Here is a 24,616-nt window from a genome sequence, read left to right on the forward strand (position 1 = left end):
CGATATTTTGTGCGACAGTTATTTTAACTATGATGTTGTTTTCAGGCCGGTTATACGCACAAAACAATTTAAGCAAAATATGGTTTAAAACACCTGCAAATGCTACAGCAAAAGATAATGCAGACGGTTGGGTTAGCGATACCGAGTGGTTAAAAGCTTTGCCTGTTGGTAATGGTTTTTTGGGTGCAATGGTTTTTGGCGATGTAAACCAGGAAAGAATACAACTCAATGAAAAATCTTTATGGAGCGGAAGCCCCGACGATAATGATAACCCTGAAGCAGCTAAATATATTCCACAGATACGAGCACTTCTTTTTGCAGGAAAATACAGGGAAGCAACCGAATTAACCAATAAAACGCAAGTTTGTAAAGGAAAGGGAAGTGGTAATGGTAATGGAGCCAATGTGCCCTTTGGTTGTTATCAAACTTTAGGTGATTTGCGGTTAGATTTTGGTAAAAAATCTACTTTTAAAAACTACTATCGCGAACTCAACTTAACAACAGGCATAGCATTAACCAGCTATGAGCAAGACGGCGTTAAATATACAAGAGAAGTTTTTTCCAGTTTTCCCGACAGGGCTTTAGTGATTAGGCTAACTGCAGATAAACCTCATGCATTATCTTTTTCAGTATCACTCAACAGACCGGAGCGGTTTAAAACCCTGGCACAAAATGGTCGGTTAGTAATGAGTGGAGTTTTAAATAATGGTAAAAATGGCGATGGCATGCATTATAAAACCTATGCCATTCCGCAACTTACCGGCGGAACCTTAAAAGCTGATGGAAATACTTTACAGATTACAAAAGCAACTTCTGTTACCATTATATTAACAGCCGCTACCAATTACCGTTTAAATTATCCTGATTACACCAATGTAAATTTTGAAAGTGAATTAAATATTACAACCAAAAATGCAGTAGCCAAAAATTACGAATTACTGCGTAAAAGACATGTGAGCGATTTTTCATCGTTTATGAACAGATCTGTGCTAAAACTAAACAACAGCATCAATAGCTTACCTACAGATGAATTGATGCAGAAAAATGTGCGAAGTCAAAACGAATCAGCTTTATATGGCCTCTACTATCAATATGGCCGTTATCTTTTATTATCATCATCGCGTAAAGGAAGCTTACCTTCCAATTTACAGGGCATTTGGGCCAATCAGATCCAAACCCCGTGGAACGGAGATTACCATACCGACATTAATGTACAAATGAACTACTGGCCGGCAGAGGTTACTAATTTGTCCGAATGCCAGGACCAATTGGTTGATCTGGTTTCATCGTTATTAGAACCAGGAAAACACACCGCAAAAATCCAATACCAAATGGATGGATGGGTATTGCATCCAATTACAAATGTTTGGGGCTACACCTCTCCTGGAGAACACCCCAGCTGGGGTATGCATGTTGGGGGTGGTGGTTGGATTTGTGAACATTTATGGGAACATTATGCCTTTACAAAGGATAAGCATTACTTAGCAAAGGTATTTCCTATTCTTAAAGAGGCAAGCAAGTTTTACTTAGATTGGCTGGTAAAAGATCCAAAAACCGGCAAACTGGTATCGGGCCCATCACCATCACCAGAAAATTCGTTTTTAGCACCAGATGGGGCCAAAGTGCAGATCAGCATGGGGCCAACCCACGATCAGGAAGTGATTTACGAACTCTTTAGCAATACTTTAAAGGCTGCAAATATTTTAAAAATAAATGAAAAAGATTTTCTGCAAAAAATAAAGGATGCAAGGAAAAATTTGGCCGGGCCAAAAATAGGTTCGGATGGCAGGTTAATGGAATGGGCAGAAGAATTTAAGGAACTGGAAGTTCAACACCGTCATTTATCGCATTTGTACGCCCTTTACCCTGGTAATCAAATTACAACAGATAAAACACCCGAACTGGCCGAAGCGGTAAAAAAATCATTGGAAGCCAGAGGTGATGGTGGCGTAGGTTGGACCTTTGCCTGGAAAATTGCGCTTTGGGCACGTTTGAAAGATGGCAACCGGGCTTTAACCATCCTTAATACCCAATTACGGCCAACCACCGATGCAACCACAAAATACACCGATGGAGGTGGCACTTATTACAATATGTTTGATGCCGGCCCGCCATTTCAGATTGACGGAAACTTCGGAGTAATAGCGGGTATAGCAGAGCTTTTATTACAAAGCCACGAAGAATACATAGAACTTTTACCGGCATTGCCTACCGCATGGAAAGATGGTGAAATTAAAGGTTTAGTTGCACGTGGTGGCGTTGTAATTGATATGCAATGGAAAAACAACAAAATAATTTCAGCAAACGCATCCTCAAAAACAGGTGGCCATTTTAAAATAAAATATGAAAATAAAATTTTTGAAATCGATATAAAACCTAACCAAAAACTGAATTTCAGGCAATATTTATAATTACAGTTTTACAAAAAAAAACCAAACACTATGAAACAAATCAAACATTCAGTTCTAAACCGCTTTTTTTTTAGAAATGGTATTTATTTAAAAATAGCATTTACATTATTTTTAACATTAACAATCATTTCGCAGGGCAATGCGCAAAAAAAAGATGTTAAACCATCTTCAATGGCCGATTTTATGAATCAACGTTTTGGCATGTTTATCCACTGGGGGCCGGTAAGTTTACGCGCTACCGAAATTGGCTGGAGCCGGGGCGATCAGGTTGATGTTGCCGATTACGATACACTTTACAAAGAATTTAATCCCGTGCTGTTTGATGCTGATGCCATTGTTAAAGTAGCTAAAGATGCAGGCATGAAATACCTGACCATTACGGCGCGCCATCACGATGGCTTTTGCCTTTGGCCGACAAAATTTACAGATTATAACATCCAGGCCTCGCCGTATAAGAAAGATATTGTTGGGGCACTAAACGAAGCCTGTAAAAAACAAGGCCTCAAATTTTGCATTTATTATTCGGTATTGGATTGGCACCATCCAGATTACCCCATCCATTCGCCAAAAAACCAAACCATCGATCCTAAATCTGATATGGCAAAATACATCGTCTATATGAAAAACCAGCTAAAGGAGCTGATAGACAATTACGATCCTTACATGCTCTGGTTTGACGGACAGTGGGAAAAACCTTGGACAGACGAGATGGGGAAAGATATTTACGCATATGTAAAGGGCTTAAAACCAACTATTATTACCAATAACAGGTTGGGAAAAGAGTTTGCGGCCATGGAGAATAAAAACATTGATACAACCAAAATGATAGGTGATTACGATACTCCCGAACAGGCTATTGGCAAACTTAATATGCAAACTCCCTGGGAAAGTTGTTTTACCATTTGCAATCAATGGGCCTGGAAACCAAATGATAAAATGAAATCGTTACAGGAGTGTTTAACAATTGTATCGAAAACGGCTGGTGGCAATGGCAACCTTTTATTAAACGTAGGGCCCATGCCCGATGGCAGGATAGAACAAAGGCAAATAACCCGTTTAAAAGAGATAGGCGATTGGTTAAACAAAAATAGCGAGGCTTACTATGGCACTTTGGGTGGACCCTACCAGCCTACAAACGATTATGCCACCACCAGAAAAGGAAACAAACTTTTCATTTATGTATTAAATGCCAAGGCAGAAAATTTAGAATTAAGCAATATCCCGAATAAAAAAATATTAAATGCCCAGGTTTTAAGCGGTAATAATGTTGAGATAGAAAAGGGAAAAGAAAAATTTAAACTAAAGCTATCAAGCGATAATAAAGCGCCTTATGTAGTCGTGGTTCAGTTTAATGCAAATATAGAAAACGTACCGTTGCTGAACTAATTTTACAAAAAGCAATGTGGATTTATTATACAAACACCATTATTGATATGGAGCGCAGGGCTATCTGCATGTATTAACAGATAGTCCCCGCCTTATGCTTCAGTTGGCAAAATTTAATAGATATTACGAAAAGAATAATTTTTCCTCCTATGAAAACCCTAAAAACCTTATTCTCAATTTTAGCAATAGTTGTGTTTATAACCGCCTGCATGCAACAGCCTCCTAAAGAAAGCACGGCACAAACCATTAAAAAAGTTGCACGTTATGGCTCCATTACAGGCCTTAAACCCGAACAAATGGCCTATTATAAAAAATTACATGCCGCAGTATGGCCTAAGGTGTTAAAAAAAATAACCGAATGCAACATCCATAATTATTCAATTTATTTAAAAGAAATTGAGGGGAAACAATATCTTTTCAGCTATTTCGAATATACAGGAAATGATTTTGCGGCCGACATGAAAAAAATGGCTTCCGATACCACCACGCAGCGCTGGTGGAAAGAGACTGCACCAACACAAATCCCTCTTCCTGATGCCATGGCAAAAGGCGAAACCTGGAGCCAGATGGAAGAAGTGTTTCACAAGGATTAAGCTTTATAAACCAATGATAAAATCGTAATGATTAATAGCTACTACCCAATTTGCGTAAGGATATTGCCATTATCCTGTTGTTAATGGCAACCTTATCGCAAAAAGATAGCTGCTTGTTTCCAAACTCAAATTCACTTATTATTTTAACCTGAGCAGTGCGCCCAATGCATCCATCCCTATGGATTGGCATACCCCAGCTTTTTGACCTTTATCCATTTTTTCAATATCCCATTTAATTACATTGTCTCCTGATTTAAATTGGGATTTAAACTTTTTGTTATAATTTTTATCTTCTTCTACAGCAGTAAATTCTGGTGTAAATTGATTGTTATGCAGATCTCTATGTGCCCAAATTGCTTCTACGGTATTCTTTATTGATTTGTAAAAGTCTGTTTTTATTATTTTTTTGTCTAAAGCACCCAAATAACGCATCATTATTCCTCTTCCTGCTAAATAATCGTTCCCAAATTCGGCGCCAAAATTAGCTGTAAATGGTGCTTCTCTAATCACACCATCATTTTCTCCTACCAAGCCTTGTTCAATTCCTTTAGCTATTAACAGGATATAGTTTTCGATGCTACTTTCAAAAGAGGTCATTTTAAATTTATCATCAATTTTATTTTCGGTAACCCAGGTATAAATATCCTTTTTTATGCTGCGCAAATCGCAAAGTGCAGCTAAAACCATCCCTTGATCTCCAGTCCATAGCCATCCTTCTTCCCAGGTTGGATGGGTTATGTTGGTATAAGTAGAACCACTAACTATTGCCATTGGCCTCTCCTGAACCAAGCCGGCATTATTACTTATTTTTTTTAAATACTGGTACTTTTCCAATTTAAACCAGCTATCAAACCACAGCCATTGCTTATATATCATTTCCATGTATTTATCCCGATCGGCCATTTGCGCTGTTTTAGCCTGTTTATAGTTACGGATGGACAGCAAAAAAAACAAAACATTGGTCACTGTATTTTTAACCCCTTTGTTCTCTCCGGCTGCATCGCCATTGCTGCAACCATGCGTAACCGGCATTCCGGAGTTTGAAAAATCGTAAGCTTTTTTGCGTTGGTAATCCCAACATAAATTGCTTGATAGGTCCAAAAACTCGTTAGCCAGTTCGGTATTGCCCGATTTTAACAAATGTTTATTAGCATTTAGCCCCATTAAGCCCCACCAACCAAAATCATCAGCCCATAGCTTATCAGGATTAAACCCTTTAAAGTAGGCGAGATTTTCTTTTAGCATTACATTTACTTTTTGTGCTATGGCTTTTACTTCCGGATCGTTTGGAAAGCGAACCATCAAAGCATCAACAAAATTTAGGCAGGCATCAAATGTATTCCCCCGTTTCCAAAAATCGTTGAAATTCCATATTTCACTAAAGCGGTTAAAAGCTAAAATACATTTTGCCTTTAAATCTTTATCGTTTTCTAAACCTGTAAAATTTGCAAAAACATTTCCAAAAGGAATTAGTAATAAGGCAACACCCGATTGTTTAATAAATCGGCCACGGCTTAGAGTTTGTTTTTGTTTAAAATGTTCTTTCATGTTATGGTTTTTATAAAAATTGGCTTAAATCATTCCTAATATAGCTTTCATATACCCGAGTGTGTAGGCCATTCCGGCATGCCAAGGCGCATCGCAAGAAATTTGTGGGGTATGATCTGGGATTAAGACCCCGTTAAAGTTCTTATCTTTTAAAATTCTCAGTATTTTAAACATATCAATATCTCCCTCATCAACAAATACTTCCTTATAGTGTGGCGCCTTGCCTATTACATTTCTAAAATGGACGTATGCAATTTGATCGGCATATTGTGCTGTGGCCCGGTATACATCTCCTTCGGTCATTTCTGCAATAGAACCTAAACAAAACTCCAAACCATTTGATTTTGAAGGCACAATATCTAATAACCGCTGATACATTTCTGGCTGATAGACTAATCTTGGCGTTTCCCTTAACACCGGAACTGGCGGGTCATCTGGATGGGCTGCTAAAACAACATTGGCTTCTTCGGCTACAGGAACCAGTTCTTGTAAGAAAAAAGTAAGCCTCTGCCACAATTCTTCGTGTGTTATTTTGGGAATATAGCCTTTTCCCGCATTCGTATCATAAGTCATATTCCATACCATGCCATTTTGGATAGGACGGTTATCAAGCCCATCCATCGCCACCGAAATTGCTTCGCCTCGGGCAAAAGGGCCCGTTATCCGGCTACTTACCCCAGCCAAACTAAAGTTATAACCGAAAACAGGAATACCTGCCTTACCCACATTGCGAATAATCGTTTTAAGATTTTCGATCTGCTTTTTCTTTTGTGGGCCGTCTAACAAAATATCGTACCAATTGGCCGGATCAAAATTCTCAATAGCCTCCAGCTCCAAACCAGCGCTGTTAATTTCTTTTTTTAAGCTTAATAAATCAACTAATGACCATAGTTTATCTTGATTATTGGTAATGCCCCAACCCGATCCATCGCCAATGGGTTGGTTGTCTTTACCGTGCAGTTTGCCTTTATTAAAATAATCGACCAGGTGAACCACTAAATGGGTACACCCGCATTGTTTGGCAAAACTGTAATGCTCTTTATTAAGCATGTGTTTATAAAGGCCTAATCCTAATTTCATATCAATGTATTCTTAAATTTGTTGTTTAACATGAGTTATTGTTTTTTTGCCCTTGCGAACTGAAGCAAAGGTTAAAAATGGGATGAAGCAATCTTTCTGGTTCGAAATAACATTCATGTATAAAAGATTGCTTCCCCGAAAAAACGGGGCATGCTGTCGTTCCTCCTCGCAAGGACGGATCTTCTTATAAACGACATTTAAACTAATATTTATAATCAAAAATTAACATTCATAATTCACGTTGTTTATAGTATGCCGTACTTTTTAAAGGCATCGGTACTCGACATGCCATTTTCAATTTCTTTGCGCACCAGTTTTTCTCCACGTGCTTTAATCAATGCCTTGGTTACCACTTCCTTTTCAAATTGAGCGGGTATAACAAGAATGCCATCCAAGTCTCCAAATATTAAGTCACCAGGCTTAATGCGTACCTTTTCAATTTCTATCTCACAATTGTAATCAACCACCTGTGTTCTAACGCCAGAATCTTGTGCAAACCGGCCACGGCTAAAAACCGGCCAGTGCTGTTCCATTACTTTTTCGCTGTCTCTGTAATATCCATTAATTACTGCCCCCACAGCACCCCGTTTTTTAGCCGTTGCCGTTAAAATTTCGCCCCAGTAGGCACAACGCATATTGCCGCCGGTAGCAACATAAATCTCGCCTTCTTTTAATTGGTCAAGCGCTTCGGTAAGCTTGCCAAAAGGCTGTTTTTGAGGGCCGTACACATCAATCATCAATACCGTCATCGCTCTGCCAACCAGTTTATCGTAATCGTTTATTGGTTTAATGGGTTGTGGTAAAAACTGATGATAACAACCCAAATCATCCAAAATATCTCCGGCCACAGGCGTATATAACTCGTTTTTAATGAGCTCGAAAAGTTGCTTATCATTTTCCCAAACAGGGTTTATTGTATTTTTATCGTATTCCATTTTATAATATTTGTTAGGCTGTGGGTAAGTGATGATTTGATTGATCTTCATTCAAAGTGGTGCGGATATTATTGTACAGCTCCATCTTTTCTTTTTCGTTTAAATGCTCGTAAATACAATCGTTAAGGTGTGTATTGCTCTTTTCAACAATAATAAGCTCGGCATCGGTATCCATTGCTATATTGTGCCAGGTTTGGGCCTTAATATTGTAGGTAACGCCTGGTATCATTTTAACCGAATGAAAAGAAAAAGACTTTTCATTACGTTCTGCTCCTATCAATACAGCGGTTCCTTTTAGCAGGATAAATACTTCGTCTGTTTGGGTATGTTGATCAATTTTTATAATATCTGCCAGCCCCTGCGCCGGCATGTAATTTAATTTGGCCACCTGCCAGTTATCCCGAATCAAAAAGGGATTGTAGCCTTCTCCTTCGTATGTGTAAGTTTCTATTAACATTTTTGTCTTTCTATTTATCAGGTCTGGGGTCGTAGGGAATGGTACTTTCTTTATATCCCCCATCGATATATATTTCTGTTGCGGTGTAATATGCAGCCATATTACTGGCCAAAAATGCACATGTCCATGCTACATCATCCACCACACCAACTCTTCCTAAGGGAATCCAGTTGTTAAATTTTTCCCTTCCAAATTTCTCGATCTCCTCCCTGTTCATTTCTGTTTCTATCGCTCCTGGCGAAACCGACACTACGCGGATGTTATTGGCGGCCAGTTCTAATGCCAAACATTTGGTCATCATGTTCATCCCAGCTTTGGCAGCGCAATAATGCACCAAACCTTTTCGCGGCACTTTATCATGAATAGAGGAGATATTGATAATTACGCCGCTGTTTTGATTAATCATTCTTTTACCGGCCTCCTGAGCGCAAATAAAAGCACCACGTAGGTTCACATTGAATATGCGGTCCCAGTCGTCTAAATCTAAATGCAGGGCGTGGTCTATTGTTTCACAGCCAGCATTATTTACCAGAATGTCTATTCCGCCTAAAACATCATCAGCATACTTAAACATGTCGATGATGGTAGCCTGATCAGAAACATCTGCCTGAAAGCAAAATACTTTTACACCAAATTGGCGTTTCAGCTCATTGGCCAAAGTTTCGGCAGCTTGCTCATCTTTATGGTAATTGATGATAATATCTGCACCACAGGCGGCCATTGCCTGGCATATACCAGCGCCTATGCCTTTACTTGCCCCGGTAACAAGCACCCGCTTGCTTTTTAAATCGATACTATTATTTATCATATTTTTCAATGCTATCAAATGCTTAATCCCCTGGGGTAATCAGATAACAGGAGGTAACCATTGGCTGTAATTAAAATATTATCTTCTATTCTTGCTCCGCAGTTAATTTCCAAGCCGTAAATACCGGGTTCAACCGTTAATAACATCTCTTCTTCTAAAACACCGGTTGATTTTGGTGATAGGTTCGGCCCAGGGTCGTGATACCTATATCCCACGTGATGGCCTAAAGCATGATTGTAAAGATGCCCGAAACCATTTTCAGTGATGTAAGTTCTGGCGGCGGCATCAACAGTAGCCATTTCAACGCCAGGTTTCATCATGGATATGGCTAATTGTTGCGCTGCTAATACGGTATCGAATATTTTTTTTTGTTGTTCATCTACTTCACTTGTTTGCGCTGTTCGGGTAATATCTGCCCAATAACCATTTACACAAATGCTCATTTCGAGCATTACCATTTCACCAGCTTTAAGTATGCGCCCGGTTGTTCTGTTGTATCGCCCGCCAAAAGCGGCATTAATGCCCGATTGAACAAGCGGCCATGCCCTCGCAAACTGAATATTGTCTTGACCCGTTGTTTGCTGCACCGCTGCTTCTATTTCTGCCGCAATACCTGCTTCAGAATTACCTGGTTTTACGCTGTTATAAAAAACCTGCACGGCTTGAGCCGCAACTTCGTGAACAACTTTTAAACACCTTAGGTCTTCCTCGTTTTTGTAGAGGTAAAGTTTTAACAAATCGTTATTAATGTCTTTATAACCAGCATCACTTACCGCAGCCAATTGCTCATGCAGGTCATAAGGTAAATGAGGCTGCTCACCTGTCATTCTACAGGGAGCGGTACCTCCAATATTTTTTATGAAAGATATTGGGTAATTATTGAGCCCGCTTTTGCCTATTAAAATTTTAATCTGACTAAATAAATCAGCCCATGGATCGGCACAATTAATGTTTCCCCATGGAAATTTCCTTATTTCTATCCCATTGGGTAATATATCATCAGGTTCTACTTCGGGAACGTATAAAACAGCTTCATCATTTTGGGTATACACTAAAAATGATAAACCCCATTGCGGCATATACCCCAAAGTAAGTACAAGTTCATCAGGACGCCAAAAAATAAGCGCCCCCAATCCATGCTGTTTTATAACCTGCTGAAGCTTTTGTTTTTTAGGGATGTTCATTTTTTATTGTCTTGGTTTACTTATTTGATGCGAATGGTTTCAATTGAATAAGGCTTTATACTTAGCTGAATACTTCCGGCACTCGTTTTAAGTGGCTTATCTTCCTCTTCTATAATATTTGTGGTGTTAACCGAAGTGGTTTTGCCAAACCAATTTATTTTAGCATTAACGGCTTTACCTTGCATGTCAACCAGCCGCATAATGACGTTATTTTCATCTTCTGATTTTTTGATGGCTGAAATAACAAGGTTATCACCATTTACCCCTGCGAAACTAAAGTTTAAGGGTAAACCTGCTTTAAGCTGCTCAACATTTAATACAACAGGTTGTAGTGGCTGATTTTGCTGCTTTCCGGAGTGAACGCTATTTTGCCAATCGCCTTTATTTGAGGTTAAACTAAATTGAAAAGCATGATTACCAGGCTGCAGGTAATAATTGCCTTCGCCATGGCAGCTTTTACGGCTCGACAGTAGAATTGGCTGTAGAACGGTGTTTTTGTTTAGAGAATCTGTAGCATCTATCCAATCAAATACTGCAACAGAACTACTAATGGTAACGGAGGTATTACCTTTACTTGCATTAAACCAATCCTGCACTTCTCGCGGATGAACTTTACTACAGGTTGTATTATAATCCTGAACACCATAAGAAAAGCCTGCCGCACCTTTTATTTCGCTTTTGCCCACCTCAACTACGCCCATAGGAACTTCATAAGCAACTTTTGACGCTGTTTGTTTTAAAGGAAAGGCCATTCTGTACTCGCGGTAGCGTTCGCCAGAAAATCCAAAAATTTCTGCTTTAAAATCGATCTGTTTTAAGTCGTTATACAGCGTTACGGTTTGATGGATGGTGGCAAATTTTGTTTGCTGGGTAAGTTCCCACATTTTGCGAACAGGACCATATTCTACACAATTCCATTTGGGCTTGTACTGGCTCACTTTTTCAAAGCCGTTCATGGTAACCGGTTGCACATCGCTAAACTCTCCTGCCCCGTTTCCAATAGATTCTAACTGAAATATTTCGCCACCCAATAACTTCTGGCTGTCTAAAAGCTCGGTTTGAAGTTCCTTATCAAAAATACTTTTTAAGCCTCCATCGGCAAATTCAACTTTATAAAATTTATTCTCATATACATTTCCATTATCTTTCGCCTCAATGGCCGATGCATTGGTTGGCGCCAAAGGAACGCCGTTTTTATCAAGTTTGTTTACAAAAGGCTGCAAATAGTAACTTTTGTAGCCAAGCGAGGGTACTTTATCTGCCACAAAAGCAAGTGTTATTACTTCGTCTGATTTGTTGGTTGGTTTTGCCTTAACCAACTGACTTGGAATTTCTACTCCCGATGTAGCATCAATAATTTTATAGGATAGCGTATCTTGACCATAAACATTTACACTCACTTCAACCTTATCGCTACGACTCCATGATAATGGATTAAAAACCACAATAGCACGGCCTTTTTTAGTAAAACCTATTGACTGTGTGATAGAAGACAGACTTTTCTGTAAAACACTGTCGGCTATTGAATAGGCATTTTCAAACTTATTCCTGAATGTCAAATCGGTCATATCGCCACGTTTTCCTCCCCAACCGTGATCGGCATAAATCGCATTTTCCCAGGCTGTGGTTAAAGCCTTTTGGGGATAATCAGAAAAATTATTTTGAATAGTGGCATTAATTGCGGCAAATTTTTCGGCTGCTGTAAGTGTCCTGTTTGCCATTCTTGAGGCTGTTAAAGCACGCTCGTGGGTTGGCCCGTGAATATATAACCAAACATTAGGGCGTTCGCCTGTTAACTTTTCATATTTGGCATTTGGTGCATCAAGCGCTTTGAATGCCGCTGCAGCACTGGTAAACCTCAATTCGGGTAATCCTTCGCTTTTTGCAGATTTGTTCCACATGGTCATTAACGAACTAAATTCCATCGGCTGCAACCAATCAGAAGAAATAAGGATAGGAAGTGCTGGTTTAAATTTATTGGTTTTGAAATAAACATCCCATGCATTAAGGTGGTTAATTACGCCCTTTTTCCTGTCTTCATCAGTTTTTACATCCCATATGTCTCTGCCAGAACCATCGTAATGCCCAGGTGTATAAACCAATACATTGCTACCATCAGGACTGTACCAACGATAAATTCCAGCTTCGTGCCTTGAAATGTTGAGGTACTTTACGCCTGCTTTAGCTAATATCTGCGGCATTTGCATTGCCCTGCCCGGCACATCTTCGTTTGATGCTACCGTAAAATTACAACCAGGAAGTATTTTTTTTAACCATTTCTGCCCCAAATAGGTTTGCCTGATTAAGGCCTCGCCATCATACATAGATTCGTAAGGCATATTATAAGTTGCTCCCCATTCCAGCCTTCCTTCTTTGGTATATTTCAGAATGTCGTTATACCTATCCGGATGCCTTTGTAAATATTCGCGTAAACTTAACGCATCTTCCACACGGAAGCAGTAGTTAGGGTTTACTTTCATAATCGCCAATGCTGGTGTAATCATTTTCTCGTCTCTAAATTTTTCGCAAGCTACTATTGAGTCCATCCAGGCAATATCCTGATGACTGGAGCTTATGAAATTGACTGTACCTTTTTTAAAGTAAGAATGGTCTGTATTTTTGGATCCATGTGGCCGGTAATTGGTCTGCGCCCATAATGGGTTGTTATACCAAAAAGATAATACAATAATTAATATAAATGCGCTTCTCATTTCGAATTGATTAATTTAAATTATTTATGCTCTTGCTGGTCTTTAACCTGCCAGTATTGCTCAATTTCTTCTAAAGATTTCCCCTTTGTTTCGGGCACCACTCTTTTTACAAAATAGGCCACCGGTAACATCACTGCTGCGTATAATAAAAAAACATATCCAATGCCAATGGAATCTCTTAAAATGGGGTAAGTTTGCGTTACAAATGTTGAGCCCAGGAACAAGGAAAGGGTGGCCAGCGACATGGCTCTGCCTCTTATTTTTGTTGGATAAATTTCCGAAATAACCACCCATACACCGGGCCCCAATGTGGAGGCAAAAACAGCAATGTATAAGATAAAAGGTCCCATCAAAATATTTCCGGCAGAAGCTTTACTTATAAATGCCCAACCTATTAAAAATAAGGCAATACTTAACCCAATAAACCCCCATATTAATAAGGGTTTTCTACCCCATTTATCAATTTTCCAGATGGCTACCAGTGTAAATATCATATTGAAGAAACCGATTACTGAAGCACTGCCCATTGCCGAGCCTGCTTTTAATCCTGCTTTTTCGAAAATAGCTGGCGCATAATACATTACCGTAGTAATGCCAGATAACTGACTTAAAAAAGGCAAGGCCAAACCTATTATTAATGCTATACGCAAGCCAGGTGCTAACAATTGCCTGAAACTTCCCGATTCTCCCGAAATAGCAGTTTCTATTTCTGATAATTCGGCGGCTGCATTTTGTTTGCCATTAATACGTTCAAGTATTCTGCCGGCCTCTGTGGTGTTCCCAATTTTAATTAACCACCTGGGGCTTTCGGGCACAAATAGCAGAAATACAAAAAATAATAATGCAGGTACCACATTTGAACCCAGCATACCCCGCCAAACCTCGGCCACCAAATAGTAATGCATAAAACCATGGGTACCTGCATTGCTGGCATACTGCAAAAGGAATGAGTTTGATAAATAAGAGCATAAAATACCTAAGGTTATGGCAAGCTGGTATAAGGAAACCAATCGGCCTCTTAATTTTGCCGGCGAAAGTTCTGAAATAAACATAGGCGCAACCATAGCGGCGAAGCCTACGCCAATCCCCCCAACAATCCTTGCAATTACCAAAAAGGATGGGGTTACGGCAATGGCACAGCCGATGGCAGATACAATAAACAAGATGGCCGAAAGGATTAATGTCATTTTGCGACCGTATTTATCGGCCAAATAGCCTGAAATTGCAGCGCCAAATACGCAACCCACCAATGCAGAACTCATTAGCCAACCTTCCATAGCAGCAGATAAATGGAATTGGTTTCGCAAAAAATTAATGGCACCTGATATAACAGCGGTGTCAAATCCAAATAAAAATCCACCCAACCCTGCTGTAAAACAAATCAGTGTTACATAGGCATTTCCTTGTAATTTCATTCAATTAGATTTTGTAAAATAAATAAGTTATTTTCTTGACCTTTATCAATTTTCAACACCTTATACTAAATGTTGTTAATGAATTATCGTTAATCGACTCCACTGGAATTTATATTGGCAACTCAAAAATACATAGGGCTAATTCAGTTTTGTAAACTGAATTTAATGAATACTTAAACTATTTTAATCATATATTTAATTTTTATCTCGATTTTATTTAACCATTATTGCTTTTATCCCTCCTCAAAAAAATATCATTACTTTATTTTTTATCAAAAAAATAGAAAATTTAGTTTAAATTGAAAACAACTATATTAGTTCTGAATTTATTAACAAAATGAACCGGTCAATTTTGGCGCCCGTCTACGAGGGGTACTAAATCTATAGCAATTTAGACGTACAAAAGAAAATGTAGTACCTTATTGGAGTCTAACATCATGTGGCCCAATCCGAATATTGGTTTTTTGCCATAAGCCACCCGAGAAAAAAAGATCGACAAAAACAGATGAACTATTTTTTTAATATTCCACTTTCAAATAACGAATCCTATTGGTTGTGTTAAAAAGAAAGGTTCCCGTTTTGAGAACCTTTCTACTATGGTGATCCATAGTTTAAAAAAATCAGAATTTGTTTGTTATTGTTTAACGAATTTCCATTTTTGGTTGTTTCCGCCACCATTAGTCCATATGTCTATTTTGGACCCATTAGCTGTCTGGTATCCATTAAGATCCAAAGGTTTAGTGGGCGCATTGGCCGGCGTAATGGTATAATTACCCCCACCAACATCAACGATAGCCCATTGCTGGTTGCTGGCGCCACTATCGGTGTAAATATCAACCTGGGTGCCATCTGCTGTTCCGGCGCCCCTTACGGTCATCACTTTACCAGGGGCATTTGCTGGCTGCAGTTTATACCTACCTCCGGCAACACTGGTTATCACAAATTTTTGATTAGCACTTACCGGAGTGTTTTTAGTCCATAACTCAACTATGGTACCATTAGCGCTGCCCCCGCCAAAGATATCCAGCACACTTGTATTATTTACCGCGGTTACGATCTGGTAAGTAGCGCCGGATACGATACCGCCACTGGCCGCTGGGTTCATGATCTTTATTAACTTATTGGTCACGATATAATTAGGAATATACAGGGTACCATCACTTGAAGAGGTTAGCGGTGCGTCACGATCGATCGCATAACTCGCAACACCTCCCTTTTTGCCCCCCCCGCTCGGTTCCCAATTCGCATAATCAAATGCGGTTCCCGTACCGTTTACCGGATAATGAACATCATTCCATACAAAACCTCCAGTGCCTTCAAAAAAACTAAACGCGGGAACCCATTTGGTAGAAGGAATGTAAGCTTTGTAGGTATCCCAGGTCGCCTGTACAACACCGACGTTAGCTCCATAACGCTGCATCCATACATAGTCGATCATGGTGTACACCTGCTGGAACATGTTGTTGCTACCTGGCTGGTTGGTGTCGAAAGTCAGCAATTTACCCGTGCCTGATTTTGGCCCGAGATAGGCTGATAAAGCCGTGTACACACCCACTAAATCGGTCAGTGTTTGCCCGGTTGGGTTATCTTCCACATCTATGTCGTAGCCGTCTAAATTATACTTGTTTACCAGATTATCCATGATAGATTTTGCGGTGGCCTGGTAACCTGCCGTATTATGTCCGGCACCTGGTATTAAGTCCAGGTTACCAGTCATTATCACTTTAGTACCTTTGGCATGCAGCGTATTGATCCACCCTGGTACGCTGGCTATAATCGGTGAGCTGGGCGAAAAACAGAATAGGATAAGGATATCCAAACTGTCAGGTACCAATGAAAAATTCGAGCCATCCAGCAGGGTAGGATAGCAAGGTCCCGCTACCCGATAAAAGCCCGCAGAGATTTCATGGGGGCTCTTCTTGTAAGCAATCAAATCGGACGGTGAAGTCGCCAATGATGCGGTGTTTGCGCTGGAACTCGCCGCCAGCTTCAGCGCTGGCCTCGGCTCAGCATCATTCTTTTTACAAGCTGCGAAAGCCATGCAGATCAGACTCATCAACAGGATTCTCCTGATGTTGTTGTACACTCTTTTCATTTTCTTTAATATTTAAGTTAACGTAATGAATTCTTTTTCTACCAAAGTCTGGTATTGCCATTTACCTCCCTTGGAGGAATTACAAGCTTCATTAGAAACCCATACCAGCACTTGGCTTTTGATCATATTTCTTAATATCAGTGTCTAATTGAATTTAATAACCCTGATTCTGGGTTAGTTTCGGATTAGCATCTATTTCCATCTGTGGTATCGGGAATAAGTAATGTTTCATCTGGAATTTTGCAGTGTTATTGGCTGGAAAAGTATAACCTACCATAGGCACAAAAGCATCATTTTTTGTATCATACACCATCCTTGTTCTTACCATATCAAACCAGGTGATGTTTTCAAAACAAAGCTCATGATTTCTTTCACGCCATACCGCCTGCCTAAACTGATCTTGGGTTAAACCTGCTAAAGCCGTTAAGTTTGCTCTTGCACGTATGGCATTAATATATGTGTAACTATTTGCATCCGGCGATCCATCTGCTTCGTTTTGGGCCTCGGCGTAAAGCAGCATAATATCCGAAAGACGTATTATTGGGAAACACTTTCCAGAGCCCTGCCCGCTCGCCTGTGCCACATCGTCCCAAAATTTGTAAACATGTTGTCCGTTTTTAAACTGCACATTCGTTCCGGTTAAAAAATTTGGGTAATGGGAGTAAAAAAATTGTTTCTCCTCCTTACGTTTATCTGATGCCGTATAGGATGCATAAAATGAATCTTCTGGCAAAAGTGTACCTGTTTCCTGCTGCCCATTTGAAATGTTACTAAAACTTGGAAGCGTGTTAGAAAACATCGGGTTTGTGGCAATGCCGGTTGCAAACTGTACCATAAAAATATTTTCCATTTTATTATCATTTGCCGCATTGCGGAACTGGTCATAATTTTGGTAAAGGGTATATTTTCCAGAGTTAATGACCTCTAAAGCTTCTTTTTTAGCCAGTGCCAATTTGTCTTTTTGCTGTAAAGGAAATCCCGCCATAGTTTGATAAACTTTGGCCAAAAGCGACTTTACTGCGCCTACAGCTACTCTTCCTGTTTGATCTGAAAAAGGCAACCCACTTTGTTCTGCGGCAAGTAAATCAGGGACAATCAATTTTTCATAAACATCTTTAACACCTGTTCGTGTTACCTGAAGATCTGCGGCGCTGGTGGTTGGTTGTATAACTAAAGGCACGTCGCCATATATCCTTACCAGGTTAAAGTAGAACCAGGCGCGCAAGAATTTGGCCTGGCCCAGCAACTGGTTTTTTTGTACATCAGTAACAACAGACGATGGAATTAAAGGTATGTTCTGAATAGCGAGATTTGCTGCATCAATACCTTTATAAGAGCTGCGCCACCACACATTAAAATATAAATCGGTGGTTTGCATGGTCAGGTTACGCAAATTTGCATTGTTATTTGATTGATTAATATCGCTTTTGGCCTGGCCGGTAGGGTTTTCGAGCATAAGCATGGCATCTTCTTCGTAAAGCCCAACCGCTGCATAGAAATCGCGGGTAAAAACATAAATACCATTTACAGCATTTTGCGCTTGCTGGTAGCTTTTATAATAATTGTCTGAAGTATAAAAACTCTGAGGTTCTTCATCCAAAAACTTTTTGCATGAAATTGCACCTATGCCAACAAGTGCAAGCAATAATATGATTATTTTTTTCATAGTGTTCAATTATAAACCAATGTTTAAACCAAAATTAAATGTACGGGGCTTCGGCTGAGCGTAAAACTCGATACCATAAGCGAAAGGTTGAGCATAAGTAGAAACTTCTGGATCGTAACCTGTTTTATACTTCGTAATCAGGAAGGCATTTTGTACCCCTGTAAAAAGGCGCAAGCTGCTTAAACGCAATCGGCTACAGAAATTTGCCGGCACAGTATAAGACAAGGAAATATTTTTACCCCGAATGAAAGATCCATCTTCAACATAATGACTATCCTGGCGCAGCGATGGGCCATCTCCGTTTAATCTTACCTGTGCAATACTGGTGTTTTGATTGGTAGGTGTCCAGGCATTAAGCAAGGTGGTGTAGCCGTTGGCAAGCGTTTGTCGATCTTCTGAAGTTGCATAGCCCAGGTTTAAAATGCTATTGCCCTTACTTACCTGAATATCTACAACAAGATCAAAGTTTTGGTAGGAGAATCTATTGATAAAGCCAATCGTAAAATTAGGATAGGCATGACCCAAAACAGACTTAGTGCTCGAATCTTTTATATCGCCTGGTTTGGCGCCAACCAATGCAGCTTCAGTGGCCTCTGCTGTTCCCCAGGTACCTAAACGGGTAAGCCCGTAAAAACTGCCAACAGGTTCGCCAACGCGTAATATATTGGTTTGATCAAGGAATCCTGGACCAGGGAAAATATCCTCATTGTATAACCCAAGTGCCAATATTTTATTTTGATTGGCGGCAAAATTTAATGAAGTGTTCCATTTAAACGCACCTGTAAGATTATTGGTATTCACCCCTAATTCAACACCCCGGTTACGAACGGACCCGATATTACTTAAAACATTATCAAAACCTGATGATAAAGGAACAGGGGCATACAACAACAATCCCTTGGTAACCTTATTGTAAACATCTGCTACGATATTAATACGATTGTTAAACAAGCCTAAATCGAGTCCAAAATTGGCCTGATTTGTCCTTTCCCATTTAAGATCGGGATTTGGAAGTGTACCCTGTACTTGTCCACCAGCCCGTACGCCTCCAAAAATTGCAGTATTAGAAGCCAGCGCACCAATAGATTGGTATTGCCCAATTTCAGAATTTCCGGTACTGCCATAGCTTAACCTTAATTTTAAATTGCTTATGGTTTTAGAATCTTTTAAAAAATCTTCTTCTGATATCCGCCACGCTCCTGCAGCAGATGGAAAAAACGCATATTTATGGTTTGTTCCAAACTTGGAAGAGCCATCATACCGCCCTGTTGCGGTAAACAAATATTTATCCAGCAGCGAATAATTTATCCTGGAGAAATAGGAATGAATCTGCCAATCATAAGCATTAGAAGTAGGTGGGTTTGGCGATATCCCAGCACTCAGGTTATTCCATAAATAAAAATCACTATCAAAATTTGATGTTGAAGCACCAACGGTTTGATCATGTTTTTTTGCCCATTCTGTACCTAAAACCACATTTAAGTTATTCGCTTTATTAAATTGCTTTTTGTAGGTAAAATAACTCGAACTCTGCCAGTAAAGAGACTTTTCTGAATAAATACCTGCAGAAATATTTTGGTAAAGCCCTCTTTGTATAGCCGAACCGCTCGATGCCTGATTATTTTCATCGGTATAACTTTCTGCTGAAAGACTGGTCCTGAATTCGAGATTATCCGATAAGCGAACGTTGAAATAAGTGTTTGCTAAAACATTGATTCTATTATGGATATTATAATAATTCGTCAAAATGTTTACCGGGTTATCGGCACCTTCAGAATTTAAATGCATAAAATTTCCTCCCCATGAACCATCGGGCATCTTTACAGGAATCATTGGAAAAGCTTCCATTACTTCGCGGGTTGCAGTTAAACCGCCTACACCATCATCTTGTATTCTTTCTTTTGAAGAAACGCCTGATAAATTTAGGCCGGTAGTTAGCCAATTGTTGACTTTTGCATCAAGGTTAATCCTTGCCGAGTATTTTTTGTTGTAGGTAAATAACATTAATGCCTGATCATCCTGATACCCATAATTCATGCTGTATTTCAAATCGGGATTACCCCCAGAGACGGACAAGTTGGCATTTTTAGAAAAACTTGGCTTGTATACTTCTGCCTGCCAGTCGGTATTGTATTTAGGTGTGCCATCAGCATTGTACAACAGTGGCTCCAGTTTTGCAAAATCCGGGTATTCTCTACCTGGAACATAGGCATATGCAGCCTTTTCTATAGTTTGATATTGCGCTGAGTTCAACAGGTCAATCTTTCTTGGCAGTACGTTATAACCTCCTGTTAGGTTTAAATTGATGACGGCTTTTCCATCTTTGCCACGCTTGGTTGTGATGATAATAACCCCACCTGAGCCTCTTGCACCATAAATTGCTGTTGAAGAAGCATCTTTTAAAACATCAATTGATGCAATATCGGTTGGGTTAATGGTAGCATAATCTACGCCGATTACTCCATCAACCACAAACAATGGATTATTGGAAGCATTGATAGAATTAAACCCCCTTATATTCACACGCATATCGCCTGGGCGACCAGAATTAGAAGTAATACTCAATCCCGGAACCTGCCCCGCCAACGCACCAAGCACATTAGGCGAAGGTCTTTCTGTAATGGTTGCATTGTTAACGGAGGCCACAGAACCGGTTACATCAACTTTTCGTTGCGTGCCATAACCTATTACGACAACATTCTCCAAGGTGGCTGCTTGCGGCTCCATTTTAACCTCAATTGCCAATTGATCTTTAACCGTAATCTCCTGTGTTTTATAACCTACAAGGCTAATTACAAGAACGGCTCCATTTTTTACAGTGAGTTTAAATAAGCCTTTATCATTTGCACTGGTACCATTTGAGGTACCTTTTTCCAGAACATTGGCGCCGGGGAGCACTAAATTGTTTTCGTCTCTTATGCTTCCAGAAACTGTTTTTTTCTCTTGCGCAGAAACATTTGTTACAGTGCAGAATAGCAATAAAGCAAAACAAATTAAAGCCCATGGTTTTCGGGCTCTTTTTAACAGTAATTTTTTTCTCATCATTATAGTTATCTGGTTAGTTGGATAAAAATCATATTTGGTATCTCAAAAATAATCGGGCTTTTAGCTGCTTTGTAAAATCTATTTAATAGATACTTAAACTATTTTAATCAGATATCTAATTTTCTAAGCATTTTTACTAAATCCTGGCTATATTTAACTAAAATAAATGGAGGTAAATAATTCATTAAGATTCTATGAGACCTAATCTGATTACCGTTGGAAATGCTGATGTTAGTTCTTTCCTGATTAAGAAAATTGAGGAGCATCATTACAATTCTCCTTATCATTTTCATAATTTATGCGAATTAAATTATGTAGTGGAAAGCTGGGGGAAAAGAATGGTGGGCGATAATATCAATAACTTCTCTGCCGGAGACCTCGTTTTGATGAGCCCCGATTTGCCACACATATGGTATAATGACCCTTCGATATTAAATAATCCGATTGAAACTAAACTGGCTAAAGCAGTAGTTATTTATTTTCCATTTGATTTTTTATCAAAAATCGTAGATGATGATATTGTGCGGATGAAAACGCAAAAATTATTTGAAAAAGCAAAAAGAGGCCTCAAGTTTTACGGAAAAACTCAAATGCAGGTAACGTCAAAACTTAATCATATAATGGACAAAACCGGTTTTTCTAAAACAATAGAATTCCTGGAAATCATAGATATGCTGATTGATTCGAAAGAGTGTGAACCATTGGCCTCAGTGGGTTATACACACAGTTTAAATGAGAAAGATACCGCAAGAATGAATAACGTTTTAAAGTATTTAATGCAAAACTTCGTTAATCCGATCAGCTTGAATGAAATTGCAGAAATTGCGAACATGACGCCACCAGCGTTCTCCAGTTTTTTTAAAAAAAGAACCGGAAAATGTTTTTCTCTATTCTTAAATGAAATCCGGATAGGCCATGCCTGTAAACTCCTGCAAAATCTTGACATCACCATAGCGGAGATTTGCTATTCATCGGGATTTCAAAATTTTACCAACTTCAATAAATCCTTTAAACACTTCACAGGAAAAATTCCGAGGGAATACAGAAAACATTGTATCGATTTAAATGCTTAATGGAGTGAAATTTATTAAACCTTTGATTACGATTAATCTGTTTAAGGGCGCTAAAAAGAGAAAGAAATTACACTAAAATCAAGAATAACTTAACGCGTTAATGATTAAACCCTTACCTATTCTCTACCCCAGATACAAATTCTTGTACAGCCTTAACAAAAAGCGGATTCTGTTCATAATATAACAAGTGCCCTCCCTTAATTTGGGCAACCTTTGAATCTGGAAATTTAAATAGTTTGTAATGATTGGGGCCAATAGCATGATCATTTATCCCATTAATGATTAATGTTGGCTGGTTAATATTTGCAGAAATGGCCGTATAATCTTTAAAATATTCGGGATATAACATTTGTTTACTTTTATCAATGATCGGCCCTAAAACTTTAAAAGCAAAATCGTTGGTACGCGGGTGCAGAGAATCCAGTTTTTCCAATGCGGCAATAGTGTTTATGCTATCCGTTAATAGTTTAAAGCCAAGGTGTTTTTTACTCAATTTTTTTCTGAGCAACATATCGCCTGCAAAAAGTGAATCCGGATTTTTTGTTCTAATAACCGTATCTGTACCTAACAATTTGTATCCATATTCTATCTGGTCGGTAAGCATTTGCGGACTAAAAAAGTAAAGTGCTGAATTAACCAGTATTAAACCCTTAACATGCTGAGGATATTTTTTAGCATAATTTAGGAGAATTATCCCTCCAAACGAATGGCTCATTAAGTACATTTTATCAACACCAAGCTTTGCCCTTACTTCATCCATATCTTTTAGAACCCTATCCAGGCTATACACTTTGGCGTTTTGTGCACTCCCAGATCCTCTCTGGTCCATATAAATCATGGTTAAATTTTTTTCCAGATTACGACCACCCAATTGCTCAAATGAAAGATAACCTCCGCCAGGCCCTCCGGGCACAAACATGCAAGCATACCCCTTACCTGCAACTTTTACCGGTAATTTTACACTATCGGTTGTTGTGAATGTAAGCTGAACATTCTTTAATTGGGTAAGTTTTTCGCTGTTTTTACAGTTGGAAAACAGCAAGATTGCAGAGATAATTACAACAAATCCAAATTTCATATTATTATTCTATTGATTTAATTACAATAACACCTTACCACCTTTTTGTTTTTAAATAGGCTTTTATAAATATAAGAAAATTTACAGGCTTGACTACAATAGAATCTCTGCAAATCGCCAGCCGAATGCTCTAAGAAAATAAATCCGGTCAATATGATTTTTTTTGACCTGTCCAGCCCGTAGTGCGAAGAAATTGCGCCCAATTAAGTGTATTAGGATTTATTTGCCTGCTCCACAATAAATCACGGTCATTTCTAAAATAGCCGTATTCAACGGCATAATCCACCATCCCCAAAAGTTCTTCCACTAAAGGTAAATTGGAACCGTATTCGGGAAAATGGTGAAGCAATTCCTCTCGTGTAAATGCTGAACTATACACCGCTTTTTTCCCTGTTACCTCAATAAACACATCTACCATTTCCTGTGGCGATATAATATCGCCGATTATTGGCAATGACTGACCGGAATACCGACTTGGATTTGAAAATATTTCCAAAACAGCAGCTCCGGTGGCGGTAAGCGGATCAACAAATGGCGCACGGAAATCTTTAGGTAAATAAATCGGAAATACAAGCGTGTCACCTTTTAACTTAGGTGTATAAAATTCAATCAGGTTGGTATAAAAGAAAGACATATAAACAAACGAACTTGTAACGGGCAGGGTACGAATGTATTCTTCGATTTTAGCCTTGTCCGTAAAGTGGGGAGCAGACATTTTCCCTCCCGTTATTTCCTCCACGTTTTCCAGGCTACTGAAAATAATATGACCTACTCCCGCCTCAACAGCGGCATCTGCCAACTGTTTACCCAATTCCATTTCATGGGTTGCTGGTGGCGCAATATTGGGTGTCATTAAGAAAACACCATCCGAACCACGGAATGCTTCTGTAAACTCCTTTTTATGTCCGAGGTCGAGCGGTAAATTCACTAATTGAGCTCCTTGCTCTGTCAATTTAATCAATTCTGGAGAATTGATTTGGCGGGTTATACCACGTACACGATAACGACCGCTCTCTAACAGCGCACGTGCGGTACTAAAGCCCTGTTTTCCAGAAACACCAACTACGGTAATAAGTGGTTTGTCTTTTTGTGTCATTTCTCCGTGTTCTTCCAAAGTAGATACCATTTCTT

General features: G+C 39.2%; 17 protein-coding genes. 4 read left to right on the forward strand and 13 right to left on the reverse strand.

What is annotated here, in order from left to right; translation table 11 throughout:
• Positions 1-29: 29 nt before the first annotated feature.
• From R2Q77_RS00960 to R2Q77_RS00970, 3 genes are all read left to right on the forward strand, one after another.
• Positions 30-2,411, forward strand: a complete 2,382-nt coding sequence (locus R2Q77_RS00960) for a glycoside hydrolase family 95 protein (protein WP_316801840.1) — start codon at positions 30-32, stop codon at positions 2,409-2,411.
• Between the two features lie 30 nt (positions 2,412-2,441).
• Positions 2,442-3,797, forward strand: coding sequence for an alpha-L-fucosidase (locus R2Q77_RS00965; protein ID WP_316801841.1), 1,356 nt, complete (start codon positions 2,442-2,444; stop codon positions 3,795-3,797).
• Between the two features lie 149 nt (positions 3,798-3,946).
• Entirely contained in the window at positions 3,947-4,390 is a 444-nt protein-coding gene (locus R2Q77_RS00970) for an L-rhamnose mutarotase (protein ID WP_316801842.1), read from the forward strand.
• Between the two features lie 138 nt (positions 4,391-4,528).
• Here the strand turns inward: R2Q77_RS00970 and R2Q77_RS00975 are convergent, their stop codons facing one another.
• From R2Q77_RS00975 to R2Q77_RS01025, 11 genes are all read right to left on the reverse strand, one after another.
• On the reverse strand, positions 4,529-5,938 hold the full coding sequence (locus tag R2Q77_RS00975) for a hypothetical protein (protein ID WP_316801843.1): 1,410 nt from the start codon (positions 5,936-5,938) through the stop codon (positions 4,529-4,531).
• Positions 5,939-5,962: 24 nt separating this feature from the next.
• A complete protein-coding gene (locus tag R2Q77_RS00980) occupies positions 5,963-7,018 on the reverse strand; it encodes a mannonate dehydratase (protein WP_316801844.1) in 1,056 nt (351 codons plus the stop codon).
• 245 nt (positions 7,019-7,263) lie between these two features.
• A complete protein-coding gene (locus tag R2Q77_RS00985; protein WP_316801845.1) occupies positions 7,264-7,953 on the reverse strand; it encodes an RraA family protein in 690 nt (229 codons plus the stop codon).
• A gap of 13 nt (positions 7,954-7,966) precedes the next feature.
• Positions 7,967-8,410 (reverse strand): hypothetical protein, encoded by a 444-nt coding sequence (locus R2Q77_RS00990; protein ID WP_316801846.1) that lies wholly within the window; start codon positions 8,408-8,410, stop codon positions 7,967-7,969.
• Positions 8,411-8,420: 10 nt separating this feature from the next.
• Positions 8,421-9,218 (reverse strand): glucose 1-dehydrogenase, encoded by a 798-nt coding sequence (locus tag R2Q77_RS00995; RefSeq protein ID WP_316801847.1) that lies wholly within the window; start codon positions 9,216-9,218, stop codon positions 8,421-8,423.
• A 14-nt stretch (positions 9,219-9,232) separates the two neighbouring features.
• Positions 9,233-10,402, reverse strand: coding sequence for a Xaa-Pro peptidase family protein (locus tag R2Q77_RS01000; RefSeq protein ID WP_316801848.1), 1,170 nt, complete (start codon positions 10,400-10,402; stop codon positions 9,233-9,235).
• A 20-nt stretch (positions 10,403-10,422) separates the two neighbouring features.
• Entirely contained in the window at positions 10,423-13,113 is a 2,691-nt protein-coding gene (locus tag R2Q77_RS01005; RefSeq protein ID WP_316801849.1) for a glycosyl hydrolase-related protein, read from the reverse strand.
• 20 nt (positions 13,114-13,133) lie between these two features.
• Positions 13,134-14,528, reverse strand: a complete 1,395-nt coding sequence (locus R2Q77_RS01010; protein WP_316801850.1) for a sugar porter family MFS transporter — start codon at positions 14,526-14,528, stop codon at positions 13,134-13,136.
• 634 nt (positions 14,529-15,162) lie between these two features.
• The gene (locus R2Q77_RS01015) at positions 15,163-16,623 is read right to left on the reverse strand and encodes an RICIN domain-containing protein (protein WP_316801851.1); all 1,461 of its coding nucleotides are present in this window, start codon (positions 16,621-16,623) and stop codon (positions 15,163-15,165) included.
• Positions 16,624-16,777: 154 nt separating this feature from the next.
• Positions 16,778-18,289, reverse strand: a complete 1,512-nt coding sequence (locus tag R2Q77_RS01020; protein ID WP_316801852.1) for a RagB/SusD family nutrient uptake outer membrane protein — start codon at positions 18,287-18,289, stop codon at positions 16,778-16,780.
• 9 nt (positions 18,290-18,298) lie between these two features.
• On the reverse strand, positions 18,299-21,334 hold the full coding sequence (locus R2Q77_RS01025; protein WP_316801853.1) for a TonB-dependent receptor: 3,036 nt from the start codon (positions 21,332-21,334) through the stop codon (positions 18,299-18,301).
• A gap of 194 nt (positions 21,335-21,528) precedes the next feature.
• On the opposite strand from R2Q77_RS01025, the gene R2Q77_RS01030 reads away from it, so the two are divergent.
• The gene (locus tag R2Q77_RS01030; protein WP_316801854.1) at positions 21,529-22,407 is read left to right on the forward strand and encodes an AraC family transcriptional regulator; all 879 of its coding nucleotides are present in this window, start codon (positions 21,529-21,531) and stop codon (positions 22,405-22,407) included.
• 112 nt (positions 22,408-22,519) lie between these two features.
• Here R2Q77_RS01030 and R2Q77_RS01035 read toward each other — a convergent pair whose 3' ends face one another.
• Positions 22,520-23,485 carry an alpha/beta hydrolase gene (locus R2Q77_RS01035; protein ID WP_316801855.1) on the reverse strand — a complete coding sequence of 322 codons (966 nt, stop codon included), beginning with the start codon at positions 23,483-23,485 and terminating at the stop codon, positions 22,520-22,522.
• Positions 23,486-23,633: 148 nt separating this feature from the next.
• Positions 23,634-24,611 (reverse strand): NmrA/HSCARG family protein, encoded by a 978-nt coding sequence (locus R2Q77_RS01040; RefSeq protein ID WP_316801856.1) that lies wholly within the window; start codon positions 24,609-24,611, stop codon positions 23,634-23,636.
• Between the last annotated feature and the right edge of the window lie 5 nt (positions 24,612-24,616).

The sequence above is a fragment of the Pedobacter nototheniae genome (assembly GCF_032678625.1).
Taxonomy (GTDB): Bacteria; Bacteroidota; Bacteroidia; order Sphingobacteriales; family Sphingobacteriaceae; genus Pedobacter; species Pedobacter nototheniae_A.